Annotated in this window: 15 protein-coding genes; 9 read left to right on the top strand and 6 right to left on the bottom strand. The window is 68.7% G+C overall.

The window, feature by feature from the left end; translation table 11 throughout:
- Nucleotides 1–99: 99 nt before the first annotated feature.
- Together ACSVDD_RS17195 and ACSVDD_RS17190 are read left to right on the top strand one after the other, a co-directional pair.
- A complete protein-coding gene (locus ACSVDD_RS17195; protein ID WP_448190600.1) occupies nucleotides 100–273 on the top strand; it encodes a hypothetical protein in 174 nt (57 codons plus the stop codon).
- A 136-nt stretch (nucleotides 274–409) separates the two neighbouring features.
- A complete protein-coding gene (locus ACSVDD_RS17190; RefSeq protein WP_448190599.1) occupies nucleotides 410–898 on the top strand; it encodes an anti-virulence regulator CigR family protein in 489 nt (162 codons plus the stop codon).
- 21 nt (nucleotides 899–919) lie between these two features.
- Here ACSVDD_RS17190 and ACSVDD_RS17185 read toward each other — a convergent pair whose 3' ends face one another.
- Complete coding sequence (locus tag ACSVDD_RS17185; protein WP_448190598.1) at nucleotides 920–2266, bottom strand: TldD/PmbA family protein; 1347 nt, start codon at nucleotides 2264–2266, stop codon at nucleotides 920–922.
- Nucleotides 2267–2428: 162 nt separating this feature from the next.
- Nucleotides 2429–2854 (bottom strand): DoxX family protein, encoded by a 426-nt coding sequence (locus ACSVDD_RS17180; protein WP_448190597.1) that lies wholly within the window; start codon nucleotides 2852–2854, stop codon nucleotides 2429–2431.
- 248 nt (nucleotides 2855–3102) lie between these two features.
- Between ACSVDD_RS17180 and ACSVDD_RS17175 the strand changes: the two genes are divergently transcribed.
- The gene (locus ACSVDD_RS17175; protein WP_448190596.1) at nucleotides 3103–4059 is read left to right on the top strand and encodes a hemerythrin domain-containing protein; all 957 of its coding nucleotides are present in this window, start codon (nucleotides 3103–3105) and stop codon (nucleotides 4057–4059) included.
- Between the two features lie 36 nt (nucleotides 4060–4095).
- Here the strand turns inward: ACSVDD_RS17175 and ACSVDD_RS17170 are convergent, their stop codons facing one another.
- From ACSVDD_RS17170 to ACSVDD_RS17160, 3 genes are all read right to left on the bottom strand, one after another.
- Entirely contained in the window at nucleotides 4096–5607 is a 1512-nt protein-coding gene (locus ACSVDD_RS17170) for a UbiD family decarboxylase (protein WP_448190595.1), read from the bottom strand.
- A gap of 76 nt (nucleotides 5608–5683) precedes the next feature.
- The gene (locus tag ACSVDD_RS17165) at nucleotides 5684–6163 is read right to left on the bottom strand and encodes a tellurite resistance TerB family protein (protein ID WP_448190594.1); all 480 of its coding nucleotides are present in this window, start codon (nucleotides 6161–6163) and stop codon (nucleotides 5684–5686) included.
- A 47-nt stretch (nucleotides 6164–6210) separates the two neighbouring features.
- Nucleotides 6211–6867 carry a class I SAM-dependent methyltransferase gene (locus ACSVDD_RS17160; RefSeq protein WP_448190593.1) on the bottom strand — a complete coding sequence of 219 codons (657 nt, stop codon included), beginning with the start codon at nucleotides 6865–6867 and terminating at the stop codon, nucleotides 6211–6213.
- A 199-nt stretch (nucleotides 6868–7066) separates the two neighbouring features.
- Between ACSVDD_RS17160 and ACSVDD_RS17155 the strand changes: the two genes are divergently transcribed.
- Nucleotides 7067–7753 carry a CHAP domain-containing protein gene (locus tag ACSVDD_RS17155; RefSeq protein WP_448190592.1) on the top strand — a complete coding sequence of 229 codons (687 nt, stop codon included), beginning with the start codon at nucleotides 7067–7069 and terminating at the stop codon, nucleotides 7751–7753.
- A gap of 16 nt (nucleotides 7754–7769) precedes the next feature.
- On the opposite strand, the gene ubiA is transcribed toward ACSVDD_RS17155, so the two are convergent.
- A complete protein-coding gene (gene ubiA / locus ACSVDD_RS17150) occupies nucleotides 7770–8696 on the bottom strand; it encodes a 4-hydroxybenzoate octaprenyltransferase (RefSeq protein ID WP_448190591.1) in 927 nt (308 codons plus the stop codon).
- A 155-nt stretch (nucleotides 8697–8851) separates the two neighbouring features.
- Between ubiA and ACSVDD_RS17145 the strand changes: the two genes are divergently transcribed.
- From ACSVDD_RS17145 to ACSVDD_RS17125, 5 genes are all read left to right on the top strand, one after another.
- Nucleotides 8852–10033 carry an MFS transporter gene (locus ACSVDD_RS17145; RefSeq protein ID WP_448190590.1) on the top strand — a complete coding sequence of 394 codons (1182 nt, stop codon included), beginning with the start codon at nucleotides 8852–8854 and terminating at the stop codon, nucleotides 10031–10033.
- Nucleotides 10034–10064: 31 nt separating this feature from the next.
- Nucleotides 10065–10844 (top strand): 16S rRNA (uracil(1498)-N(3))-methyltransferase, encoded by a 780-nt coding sequence (locus ACSVDD_RS17140; RefSeq protein ID WP_448190589.1) that lies wholly within the window; start codon nucleotides 10065–10067, stop codon nucleotides 10842–10844.
- Between the two features lie 31 nt (nucleotides 10845–10875).
- Nucleotides 10876–12243: a glutamate--cysteine ligase gene (locus ACSVDD_RS17135; protein WP_448190588.1), complete on the top strand. Its 1368-nt coding sequence runs from the start codon at nucleotides 10876–10878 to the stop codon at nucleotides 12241–12243.
- Between the two features lie 125 nt (nucleotides 12244–12368).
- Nucleotides 12369–12722 (top strand): hypothetical protein, encoded by a 354-nt coding sequence (locus ACSVDD_RS17130; RefSeq protein ID WP_448190587.1) that lies wholly within the window; start codon nucleotides 12369–12371, stop codon nucleotides 12720–12722.
- Nucleotides 12723–12899: 177 nt separating this feature from the next.
- Nucleotides 12900–13382, top strand: a complete 483-nt coding sequence (locus ACSVDD_RS17125; RefSeq protein ID WP_448190586.1) for a hypothetical protein — start codon at nucleotides 12900–12902, stop codon at nucleotides 13380–13382.
- Nucleotides 13383–13421 lie beyond the last annotated feature (39 nt).

The following is a 13421-nucleotide window of genomic DNA, read 5'->3' as shown; positions in this document are numbered from 1 at the left end:
GCCAATTCCATCACGGGTAGCGATTTGGCATATGACGTGTGGCCGTTTGAAAACGGAAACAACGCACAGAGCACCCATCAACACCACCGGGGGTATGCCATGAACACCGAGACCGCCGTTGCCGTGATTGCCTCGCTGGACGAGGCGGAGCGTGTCCTCTCGGAAATCCGTGTGCATCAGCACAATGAGCATGGCAGCAACTCCATCGCGCACCAGCGCGCCTTGCTCCATGAGGCGCGCGTGCTCGTCGAGCACGCTCATCACAGCCTTTGAGCGCCGCATCGGCCGCTTGGCCGAATTGAGCACCCCCTTTGCGCACCCACCTTTCCAACGCCAGGCTTGCGGGAATAAAGGCCGCGGGCGGCGCGTTCGCCAGCGTAAGCGCGGCCATTTTGGATAGGGGATCGAGATGACGGGATGCACGCGCCTTGCGGCGGTGCTCGGGCTGGCGGTGGCGCTGGGCGCCGGGCCGGCGCTGGCGGAAAAGGGCGGGCAGGGCAAGGGGCACGGCCACGGCAACCCGCACGACAGCGGACCGGGCGGCGCTCAGGACGACAGCGGCGGTCCGCCGGGGAAGGGGAACAAGCTGGGCAAGGGCGGCGACGCTGCCGCCGGCCCGTCGGTGGTCGTCACCACCAGCGACCGCACGGCCATCCAGAACTATTTCATCGCCAACCCGGTCGGCGTCAGCCCGCTGCCGCCGGGGATCGCCAAGAACGTGGCGCGCGGCAAGCCGCTGCCGCCGGGCATCGCCAAGAAGCAGGCGCCCCCGGCGCTGGTGCAGCAGGTTGCGGCCTGCCGCAATGGCCTGGAGTGCATCGTGCTCGGCGCCGACATGCTGATCCTCGACGCCGTGCACGGCGTCGTTCGCGACATCGTCCGCAACGTCGTGCGCTGACGGCGCTGGGGCCGCCGCCGGCTACATGCCGGCGACGGTCATCCCGTCGATGCGCACGGTGGGCGCGTCCATGCCGTAGCGAAGCTCCAGGTCGCTGGCGACCTCCATCGCAAGGAACATGTCCTTGAGGTTGCTCGCCACCGTCAGTTCGCTGACCGGGTAGGCGAACTGGCCGTTCTCGATCCAGAAGCCGCTGGCGCCGCGGCTGTAGTCGCCGGTCACGCCGTTGACGCCCATGCCCATCATCTCGGTGATGTACAAGCCGTCCTGGATCTCGCCCAGGATGTCCTCGCGCGAGCGCTTGCCGGCCGCCAGATAGATGTTGGACGGCGACGGGCCCGGCGGGCCGGAGGTGCCGCGCGACGCGTGGCCGGTGGTCGTCAGGCCGAGCTGGCGGGCCGAGCGCAGGTCGAGCAGCCACGTGGTCAGCCGGCCGTCCTCGATGATGGTGCGCTTGCTCACCGCCACGCCCTCGGCGTCGAACGGGCGTGAGCGCATGCCGCGGCGCACGAACGGGTCGTCGACGATGGTGACGCCTTCTGAGAAGATGACCTGCCCCAGCTTGTCTTTGAGGAAGCTGGTGCCGCGCGCCACCGCCGGGCCGCTGATGGCGCCGGTCAGGTGGCCGATCAGACCACGCGACACCCGCGGGTCGAGCACCACCGGCACCTTCTGGCTCTTCACCTTGCGCGGGTTCAGGCGGCGCACCGCCTTCTCGCCGGCTTCGCGGCCGATGTCGGCGGCGGAGCGCAGGTCGACGCCGTAGACCTTGGAGTCATATTCATAGTCGCGCTCCATGCCCGTGCCCTCGCCGGCCAGCACCGACACCGAGAGCGAGCGGCGCGACACCGCGTAGGAGCCGGCGAAACCGTTCGAGGCGGCGATGGCGACGGTGGACCGGCTCCAGCCGGAGTCGGCCCCTTCCGAATTGGTGACGCCGGCGACGGCCAGGGCCGCTTCCTCGGCGATGCGCGCCTGCTCGATCATGGAGTCGGGCGCGGGCTCGTCGGGGTCGCAGGTGTCCAGGTCGGGCCACGTGCGGGCGAGCTGGTCCGGGTCGGCGATGCCGGTGAAGGGGTCCTCCGGCACCACACGCGCCATGGCGACGGCGCGCTCCACCAACTCCTCCAGCGCCTTGGCGCTGCGGTCGGTGGAGGAGACGATGGCCTGCCGCTTGCCGATGAAGACGCGCAGGCCGAGATCGCCCGATTCCGAGCGCTCCAGCCGCTCCGGCTTGCCGAGCCGCTGGCTGAGCGAAACGGAGGCGCTGTCGAACAACACCGCGTCGGCGGCGTCCGCCCCGCCGGAGCGGGCCTTGCGGATCAGGTCTTCCAGCAGGTTCAGCACGTCAGGCTGGCGGGTGGGCATGCGTTTCTCCGATCGGTCTTCCAGCGTGTCTAGCAGATGGGGACGGCCGGCAGAAGAGGACAGGGGGGCTATGCCTGCCGGACGGCCGCCCCGGAAAAACGGCGGCGGCGCGCGGGAGGCCTAAAAGCCTACCCGCACGCCGCCGTCAGCAGAAGTCGGCTTTCAGGCCGCGGTGTGGAGCGACAGGCGCTCCGGGACCGGCAGCTTCAGCGCCAGGGCGCCGTCGCCCAGCAGGGCCTGCACGCCGAGCAGCACCGTCCAGAAGGCCGGGAACTCCCAACCGCCGCCCGCACCGGAGAACAGCCAGCCGTTGCCGGTGTGCTGCAAGGTGGCGCCGATCATCACCGGCACCAGGGCCAGCGCGATCAACCGGGTGTAGACGCCCAGCAGCAGCAACAGGCCGCCGCCCAGTTCGGCCAGGATGACGAGGTAGGCGAAGCTGCCCGGATAGCCGATCTTCTCGAAGAACATCACGGTGCCGGGGATGGTGAAGACGAAGACCTTCAGCAGGCCGTGCGCGAGGAACAGGGTGCCCAGGCCGACGCGCAGCAGCAGGGCGGCGTATGGGGCGGTGCGGTTGTCGATCATGGCGGATCTCCTTCGGTTCGGGTGTCGGCGGTTCAGGCCGTATGGCGTTGGGTGGATTAAACCGTTTTCACGACGGGAGATAAACGCCGGCTTTGCTGATTGATTGTTCCCATTAGAGCAACTGTTGCGGAAAGCGCCATCCGCCCTTTTGAGTAGGGAACTGTTTCGATGGTCCCGAGTTTTCCGATCATACCGCAGTGCGGCAAAGGCATTGTGCGTTGCAAAACCAAAGCGGGGAACGACAGACCATGACCATCGCTCAGATGATCCAGACCAGTCCGGCCAAGGCGAACGAGCTGTTCGGCAAGCTGGCCGATACTTCCGAAGGCGCTGTGAAGACTCGCGAGAAGCTGTTTGCTGAGCTGAAGGAGGAGTTGGAACTGCACGCGCGCCTGGAGGAGCAGCACCTGTTCCCGGTCCTGCGCAAGCACAGGGAGACCAAGGACCTCGTCACCGACGCCGTCAACGACAACAAGCAGACCCGCGCTCTGCTGGCCGAACTGGAGCGGCTGCCGAAGGACAGCGACGACTTCCCGCGCAAGCTGACCGAATTGCGCAAGGTGTTCCAGCAGCACGTCCGCGACGAACGCAAGGAACTGCTGCCGGTGGTCAGGAAGGCGCTCAGCGACGAAGAGGCGCAGGCGGTCGCCGACAAGCTCGAGGCCGGCCGCGCCAAGGTCGAGGACGCCAAGCGCGAGGAGGCCGAGCAGCGCCGCGCCGAGGCGCGCCAGGAGCGTGCCCAGGCCGAGGCTTCCGAGCGCACCACCCGGCAAGCCGCCGCGGCGCTGACCCGCCCGGTGGAGACCATGGTGGACACCGGCACGCGCGCCACCCGCACCGGCACCACGATCCTGCGCGCCGGCGCCGACCTTGCCCACGAGGGCACGCGCCGCACCGCCGAAACCGTCGAGCGAACCGCAAAGCCGGCGCTGGAACAGCTGGAGTCCTTCAGCGCCGCCCCCGCGGTCGCCGCCCGCGCCGTCAGCGAGGCCGGCGAAGTCTGGATGGAGTGGGCGGGCCGCACCTCCCGCACCTCCGTCACCACCATGCAGGAGATCACCACCTGCGCGTCGCCGCTGCATCTGGCGCTGCTGCAAGGGCGGATCGTCAGCGAGGCGATGCAGGCGTGGATCGACCTCGGCACCCGCCTGTCGCAGATTTCCATGCGCGCGTCGGAGGAGATGATGCGCGCCGGACGGCGGTAACGGACGGCAAGCCCCTCCCGGCAGGGAGGGGCTTCCTCACTTCCAGATTGGGGCGCCCGAGCCCGGCAGGCCGTAGCTCGCCCATTTGCGGGTGACTTCCTCGATGGTGCCCTGGTCCATGCGGATCTTCTCGCCCCACTCGCGCTTGGTCTCCGGCGGCCATTTGTTGGTGGCGTCCAGGCCGACTTTGCCGCCCAGGCCCGACTCCGGGCTGGCGAAGTCCAGGTAGTCGATGGGCGTGCCCTCGATCACCGTGATGTCGCGCGCCGGGTCCATGCGGGTGGACATCGCCCACATCACGTCCTTCCAGTCGCGGGCATCGATGTCGTCGTCCACGACGATCACCCATTTCGTGTACATGAACTGCCGCAGGAACGACCACACGCCCATCATCACGCGCTTGGCGTGGCCGGGGTAGGCCTTCTTCATGCTGACCACGGCGATGCGGTACGAGCAGCCCTCGGGCGGCAGCCAGAAATCGACGATCTCCGGGAACTGCTGGGTCAGCAGCGGGATGAACACCTCGTTCAGCCCCTCGCCCAGCACCGAGGGCTCGTCCGGCGGGCGGCCAGTGAAGGTTGAGAGGTAGATCGGGTTGCGCCGCATGGTCATGCACGACACGGTGAACACCGGGAACGGCTCGACCGAGTTGTAATAGCCGGTGTGGTCGCCGTACGGCCCCTCGTCGGCGGTCTCGTCCAGGCTGACGTGGCCTTCCAGGATGATCTCGGCCTGCGCCGGGACCTTGAGCGGGATGGTCTTGCAGTCCACTAGCTCGACCTTCTTGCCGCGCAGCAGGCCGGCGAACTGGTACTCCGACAGCGTGTCCGGCACCGGCGTGACGGCGGCCAGGATGGTGCCGGGATCGGCGCCCAGCACGATGGCGCAGGGCAGGGGCTCGCGCTTTCCGGACGCCGCCCAGCGCCGGTAATGCTGCGCGCCGCCGCGGTGCTTCAGCCAGCGCATGATCGTCTTGTTCCGACCCAGCACCTGCATGCGGTAGATGCCGAGGTTGAAGTCGTCCTCGCGCTTTCCGGTCGGCCCCTTGGTCACCACCAGCGGCCACGTGATGAGCGGCGCCGGCTCGCCCGGCCAGCAGCTTTGCACCGGCAGCCGGCCGAGGTCCACCGCGTCGCCCTCCAGCACCACCTCCTGGCAGGGGGCGGAACCGACCGTCTTCGGCTTCATGGACATGACCGTCTTGACCAGCGGGATCATGTCCAGCGCCTCGCGGAAGCCGCCCGGCGGCTCCGGCTGCTTGAGGAAGGCGAGGGTCTCGCCGACCGCGCGCAGCTCGTGCGGCTCGCGGTCCATGCCCCAGGCGACACGCTCGACCGTGCCGAACAGATTGACCAGCACCGGCATCTCCGAGCGCGTGCCGTCCGCCTTGACGACGTTCTCGAACAGCACGGCCGGCCCGCCCTCGGCCAGCAGGCGCGTCTGGATCTCGGTCATCTCCAGCACGGTGGAGACCGGCTCCTTGACGACGACGAGCCGCCCGGAGGCCTCCAGCCGGTCCATGAAGTCGCGCAACGAGGTGTAGGGCATGGGAAGGTCCTGAGGCGGGGTGATGCGAGGCCCCTAACATCGACCACCCGCGCGCGGCGTCAAGCGAATGCCGCTCCTACTCCCAAACCCCCGTCCCCTCCGGCAGCCCCATCCGATGCAGCACGCGCTTGCGCGCCGCGCCCACCTCCACGTCCGGGATGTGCAGCAGGCCGCCGCAGCGGCGCAGCAGGTTCGACTCGAGGGCGGTCAGCGTGCCATCGGCGTAGACCACCTCCCACAGCATCTCGATCAGCCACAGCCGCCGGTCGGGCGGGCAGCGCTCGACCACCACGCTGACGTGGTTGAAAAGGGGCGATACTCCGCGCGCCTGCGACTCGGCCATCATCAGCAGGTCGGTCGCTTCCCCGGCGCTCAACCCGAAACGCTCGCGCACCAGGGTGCCGATGCGGGCGCGCTCCTCCGGGGCGATGCGGTCGTCCATGCGTGCCGCCTCCACCAGAAGCACGGCGGCGGCGAGGTGCAGCGGGTCGCGGTGCTCCGGCCCTGGCGGGCGCTGCTCCCAGGCGTCGAACATGGCTTTGATGCGGTCCAGCATGTTGCCTCCTCTTCGCGTATCGAGGGGATAACGCCTGGGCTCGCCAATCAGTTCGGCAATAGCCGCCAGACGTTGGTCTCGCGCACCGTACGGTCCTCCAGATCCAGCGAGGTCGGCACGCTGTAATGGCCCAGCAGCTCCAGCCCCTCCTTCGGGACATAGGAGCGGCCGGGGTCGCCCAGGATCACCAGCGTACCGGTTGCGGCGACTCGCCGCAGCCACGCGGTCACCCGCTCGGCCATGGGGCGCTCGTAGCAGACGTCGCCCGCCAGCACGACGTCCACGTCCGGCAGGTCATGGCCGACCATGTCCTCGCTCACCCCCTCCATGACCACGCCGTTCAGCGCGGCGTTGAGGTCCATGGCGGCCAGCGCGAAGGCGTCGATCTCCGCCGCCCGCACCTGCGCGGCGCCGGCCAGCATGCAAGCGATGCCCACAACCCCGGTGCCGGCCGCGAAGTCCAGCACGCGCTTGCCCCGCACCAGTTCCGGGTGGTCGAGGGCGAAGCGCGCCACCGCCTGCCCGCCGGGCCAGGCGAAGGCCCAATAGGGCGGCGGCAGGTTGCTGCGGGCCAGCGTCGCCTCGGTCGCCTCCCACAGCGGGGTCACCTCGGTGGCGAGGTGCAGGCGAATCTCCGGCAGCAGGGACGGATTGGCGACCGCCGTGTTGGTGCGGACAAATGCCGCGGGGTCGGCGTGAGTCATCGTTGGAATCCCTTGCATATCCAGAGTCCGCTAGATCGCCTATTCCCCGATCGGTTGGCTACATAAATCAATCGGGGTAGACATCGGCCTTACCTCGTGTTACCCAGCAAGACAGGGAATACAAGGATAAGGGGGTGTCATGCGGTCGAATGGATTGGGAATCCGCCTGTCGCTCGCTGCTATTCTTGCGCTGAGCCCCATGACGATTCCCGCCGCAAGCGCCGAAGATTGCGTGCGCGTCGTCCGCTCCATCTCCGACTTCACGGTTCAGGGCGATGCCTGGACGTGGTGGGCCAAGTCCGCCGGCCAGTACGCCCACGACAACACCCCCGCCGATGGTTCCGTCCTCGTCTTCAAGCGCAGCGGCCGGCTGGGTCGCGGCCACGTCTCGCTGGTCAGCAACGTCATCGACCGCCGCACCATCGAGGTGGACCATTCCTGGCTCGGTGGCCGGGGCCTGCGCCGCGGCATGCGGGTCATCGACGTGTCCGCGCAGAACGACTGGAGCAAGGTCCGCGTCTGGCACGAGCCGACTGGCCAGTTGGGCATGCAGGTCTACCCGACCTTCGGTTTCATCCTGCCGCAGGGCGCCAAGCCGAAGCACCTGGATCAGGAGCCGCGCTACGTGGTCGCCCCGCCGGGCCGCAGCGAGCGCAACGCCACCAAGCTGGTGGTGGCCCGCGCCACTCCCCCGGCCGTGCGCCCCGGCCACAAGCCGCTGCTGACCAGCGGCAACAGCTACGCGATGCAGGTGGTCCCCGACGTAGTGCTGCCGTCCCGCAAGCCGTCGCGCGGCGTCATGGTCGCCGCGGCCGATGGTCAGCCGTGCCCGCTGCCCGGCCGCAAGCCCGGCGCCTTGGTTCAGGTCGCCGCCAAGAGCGAGTAAAGGGTGCGAGTAAGGGTTAGACGATTCGCCCGGCGACGATCGCCGCCAGCACCGCCCAGCCGAACCAGCGGTTTGACTTGAACTTTTCCAGGCAGTCGTTCTGGTCGTCGGGGTTCCAGGTCGCCACCTGCCACGCCAGTTGCAGAATCCCCAGCGTCAGCACCGCCCGGAACGCCCAGCTCAAGCCCGCGAGCTGCCCGGCCAGCACGATCCCCCCGAACGTCAGCGTGTAGAACGCGTAGATCCAGATCTTGCTCTGGTCGCCCAGGCGCAAGGCGGTCGACTTGACGCCGATGCGGGCGTCGTCCTCCTTGTCCTGGTGGGCGTAGATGGTGTCGTAGCCCAGCGTCCAGGCGATGCCGGCGGCGTACAGCGCCAGCGCCGGCCATCCCAACTCGCCGCGCACCGCCGTCCAGCCCATCAGCGCCCCCCAGTTGAAGGCGAGGCCGAGGAACGCCTGCGGCCACCACGTGATGCGCTTCATCAGCGGGTAGGTGAACACCAGCACCAGCGACAGCACGCCCAGCCCGATGGACGCCGCGTTGAACTGCAACAGCACAGCCAGCCCGATCGCCAGTTGCAGCCCCAGAAAGGCCAGCGCCTGCCGTACGCTGACCTGACCGGAGGGGATCGGCCGGGCGCGGGTGCGCTCGACCTGGGCGTCGAAGTCGCGGTCGAGGATGTCGTTGACCGTGCAGCCCGCCCCCCGCATCACCACGGCACCCACGGTGAACAGCGCGAGAAGCCGGGCGTCCGGCAGCCCTTCGGATGCGAGCGCCGTGCTCCACCAGCAGGGGAACAGCAGCAGCCACGTGCCGATCGGCCGGTCGAGCCGGGCAAGGCGCAGGTAGGGCCGCACGGCGGCCGGCGCCCAATGATCGATCCAGCCGCCGCGGCGGATGTCGGTGAAGCCGGCGTCCGGCGGGGATGAGGAACTGTCCATGGCCGGGCAGGGTACCCAGCGCCGCCGCCCAGAGCAAGGCGGCGTCGGCCTGCCGCTCCTCGGAAAAGCCTTGCCGGCCGTCCGGCGGGGCTCTTAAGCTTCCGGTGCCCGCGATGTGAGGCAGGGCCGGCGTTGCAGGGATAGAGGGGCGCGCCATGGACCGGGGGACGGCGTTGCCGCGCGGCGTGTGGGCGCTGGGGATGGTCAGTCTGCTGATGGACCTCTCGTCGGAGATGATCCACAGCCTGCTGCCGGTGTTTTTGGTGACGGTGCTCGGTGCCGGGGCGCTGTCGGTCGGCATCATCGAGGGCATCGCCGAGGCGACCTCCTCCATCGTCAAGCTGTTCTCCGGCACGCTGAGCGACCGTCTTGGGCAGCGCAAGCCGCTGGCGTTGCTGGGGTATGGCATGGCGGCGCTGACCAAGCCGCTGTTCCCGCTGGCCGGTTCGGTGTCCATGGTGCTGGCGGCGCGCTTCGTCGACCGGGTGGGGAAGGGCATCCGCGGCGCCCCGCGCGATGCCCTGGTCGCCGATCTCACCCCGCCGGAGCAGCGCGGCGGCGCCTATGGCTTGCGCCAGGCGTTGGACACGGTGGGCGCGGTGCTCGGGCCGCTGGTGGCCATGGCGCTGATGGCGTTGACGTCCGGCGACTTCCGGCTGGTGTTCTGGGTGGCGACGGTGCCGGCGCTGCTGTGCGTCGCCGTGCTGGCGCTGGGCGTGCGCGAGCCGCCGCACGTCGCCAAGGTGCGATCCCCGCATCCGCTGTGGTCGCGGGAGGGGATGGCACACCTCGGGCCGCGTTTCTGGGCGCTGGTCGCGGTGGCGGTGGTGATGACGCTGGCGCGCTTTTCCGAAGCGTTCCTGGTGTTGCGGGCGCAGGACGTCGGCTTGGCGGTGGCGTTGATTCCCGCGGTGATGGTGGCGATGAACGTCACCTACGCGCTGACCTCCTACCCCGTGGGCGCGCTGTCCGACCGCATCGGGCGGCATGGGCTGCTGCTGGCCGGCTTCGCCGTGCTGATCCTCAGCGATGCGGCGCTGGCGCTGGCGGACGGGCCGCTGATGGTGTTCGCCGGGGCGGCGCTGTGGGGCGTGCACATGGGGATGACGCAGGGCCTGCTGGCGGCGCTGGTCGCCGATGGCGCCCCGGCCGGCCGCCGGGGCACGGCGTTCGGCGTGTTCAATCTGGTGACCGGCGTCGCGCTGCTGGCCGCCAGCGTTTTGGCCGGCGCGTTGTGGAGCGCCATCGGGCCGGCGGCGACGTTCTGGGCCGGTGGGGGTTTTTCCGCGGCGGCGCTGTTGGGGGTGTTGGTGGTGCGCCGGGGTTTTCCCGTATAATCGGCACAACGCGTTGCCCCAAGGACGATCCATGACCGACACCCCCCGCACCCGCCTCCACGTCGACAGCCCGCTGAGCGAGGGGCAGGCGGTGGGGCTCGACCATGAGCGGGCGCATTACCTGCGCCACGTGCTGCGCCTCGACAAGGGCGACGCCATCGCCGTGTTCAACGGCCAGGACGGCGAGTGGCTGGCGGTCATCGATGGATTCGGCAAGGGCTGGTGCTCGCTGACCGTCACCACGCAACGGCGGGAGCAGCAGAACGGCCCAGACGTCTGGCTGCTGTTCGCCCCGATCAAGCGCGGCCGCATCGACACGGTGGCGGAGAAGGCCAGCGAGTTGGGCGCCTCGCGCATCTGGCCGGTCTTCACCCGCCACACCGACCCGCACCGGGTCAACCTCGACCGCCTGCGCGCCAACGCGGTGGAGGCCGCCGAGCAGTGCGAGCGGCTGACCGTGCCGGAGATGGCCGACCCCATTCCGCTCGACAAGGCGCTGGCCGCGTGGCCGGCGGAGCGCGTGCTGTTCCTGTGCCGCGAGAGCGGCGCCGCCCGGCCCATCGCCGAGGCGGTGCGTGAGCACGCCAACCGGCCGGCGGCCTTCCTGGTCGGGCCGGAGGGCGGCTTCGCGAAGGCGGAACTTGACGATCTTGGTAAACTTCCCTTTGTTGTGCCTGTCGGCCTGGGGCCTCGCGTCCTGCGGGCCGACACGGCGGCGTTCGCCGCGCTCGCCTGCTGGCAGGCCCTTGCGGGGGACTGGACGGCGGGCGGCGTGGATGCCCGGCCGCCGTTCCGCTCGCCGTCACCTTGATCCAGCTCACCCCGATCCAGCCGGAGCCCCTATGTCCGCACCCCCGAAAAAGCCCGGCGAGCCGATCACCGAGCGGCACCAGCTGGTGGCGTACCTGGAATCCGGCAACAAGCCCGCATCCGACTGGCGCATCGGCACCGAACACGAGAAGTTCGCCTACCGCCTGTCCGACCTGAAGCCGCTGCCCTACGACGGCCCGGACGGCATCCGCGAGCTGCTGACCCGCCTGCAGCGCTTCGGCTGGCAGCCGGTGGAGGAGAAGGGCAACATCATCGCGCTCACCCAGGCCGACGGCGCCAACATCACGCTGGAGCCGGGTGGGCAGGTCGAGCTGTCGGGGGCGGCGGTGGAAACCCTGCACCAGACCTGCGCCGAGGTGCACAGCCACCTCAGTCAGGTGAAGGAGATCGGGGCGGAGCTGGGCACCGGCATGGTCGGCCTGGGCTTCCAGCCCAAGTGGCGGCGCGACGAGATCCCGTGGATGCCCAAGGGCCGCTACCGCATCATGGGCGAGTACATGCCCAAGCGCGGCGGCCTGGGACTCGACATGATGACGCGGACCTGCACCGTGCAGGTCAACCTGGACTATTCCAGCGAAGCGGACATGGTGAAGAAGTTCCGCGTCTCGCTGGCCTTGCAGCCCATCGCCACGGCGCTGTTCGCCAATTCGCCCTTCACCGAGGGCAAGCCGAACGGCTTCCAGTCGTTCCGCAGCCACATCTGGACCGACACCGACCCCGACCGCACCGGCGACCTGCCGTTCGTCTTCGAGGACGGCTTCGGCTTCGAGCGCTACGTCGATTACCTGCTCGACGTGCCCATGTACTTCGTCTACCGCGACGGCACGTACATCGACGCATCCGGCCTGTCGTTCCGCGACTTCATGGCCGGCAAGCTGCCGGCGCTGCCCGGTGAGATGCCGCTGATCACCGACTTCGCCGACCATCTGACCACGGCGTTTCCCGAGGTGCGGCTGAAGAAGTACCTGGAGATGCGCGGCGCCGATGGCGGCCCGTGGCGCCGCCTGTGCGCGCTGCCGGCGCTGTGGGTGGGGCTGTTGTATGACTCGACGGCGCTGGATGCCGCCTGGGATGTGGTCAAGGACTGGACGACGGAGGAGCGCGCGCACCTGCGCGCCGACGTGCCGCGCCACGCGCTGCGCACGACGTTCCGCGACGGCACGGTGCGCGACGTGGCGCTGCGGGTCCTGGACATCGCCCGCGACGGGCTAGCCCGGCGCAAGCGCAACGACAACTGGGGCGACGACGAGGCGCACTTCCTCGATACGCTGTTCACCATCGCGGAATCCGGCCAGACCCCGGCCGACGAACTGCTCGCCAAGTACCATGGCGCCTGGGGCGGGAGTGTGGACCCGGTGTTCCGGGAATACGCGTACTGATGCTTGAGCCCCTCCCCCAGCGGGGCTGGGGGAGGGCCCGCCATGACACCATCGTCCAATTTCGCTCTATTGGGACGTGTGCCCACACTGCGAGCATTCATCTCGCCAGTTCAGGGGCTCCGCGCATGCGCCGTATCGCCATTCTCGCCGTTCTCGTCACCGCCGCGCTGACCACAAGCGCACAGGCCCAGACGCTCAAGTTCTGGAACCTGACCTCGGACGTCATCACCGAACTCAAGCTCGCCAAGCCCGGCAGCAACGCGTGGGGCAAGAATCAGACGCTCAACGACAAGGACAAGACGGTCGAGCCCGACGAACGCCTGAAACTCAGCGACGTGACGCCCGGCACCTGGGATGTCAGCGTCAAGAACAAGAAGGGGCGGACGTGCATTCTCCGCAACGTCACCCTCTCGGGGACGGACGCGTACGCTTTCTCCATCGGCGAGGAAGACATGAAGGCATGTGCCCGAAAGCCGTAGGGATATCGGGGCGCCGCGGCGGTGCGTTTTTTCCTTGACGTTGAGCGATTACTTTGAATGACAGCTTTTCCGCTGTGATAAACCGTGCTTTTGCTCCGCTTGACTGGACGAAATCTGAATTATCACGTTATCGTCCCCGGGCGGGCAACAGGCTCGAACATTCTCTGGGAGATCAGCATGCGTGGACTCGTCGTTGGCACCCTGGGCGCGGTGGCGCTGATGCTGTCGAGCCCGGTTCAGGCCCAATCCACGATCGGCGTCTGGACGGTGGAACTCGGCAAGAAGTGCGCCATCACCCAGATGTGGAAGGGTGACACCAAGAACGATCTCGGGATCATGATCTCCTACCTGGCCAAGGGGCAGGCCCTCCTTCTCGCGTTCTACGACACCGACACGACGTTCAAGGACAAGGAAGAGTTCAAGGTCACGCTTGAGGTCGACAAGAAGTGGAAGGCGAAGGTTGACGGCTTCGGCGCCGACAAGAACACCGCCGGTGTCGTGTTGCCGGCCAGCTCCGACGCCGTCAACGCGCTGATGAACGGCAACTCCCTGTACATGGAAGTCGCCGACAAGCCGGACAATTACTCGGGCACCTACTCGCTGGACGACACGCGCAAGGCCATCGCCGCGCTCGACTCCTGCCGCGCCCAGGCCGACTGATCTTCGCCGCCGTCACGCGCGCCCCCCGGTTCCGCCGAG

Source organism: Azospirillum terrae, from assembly GCF_053470425.1.
This window is presented reverse-complemented; position numbering and strand designations above follow the sequence as displayed.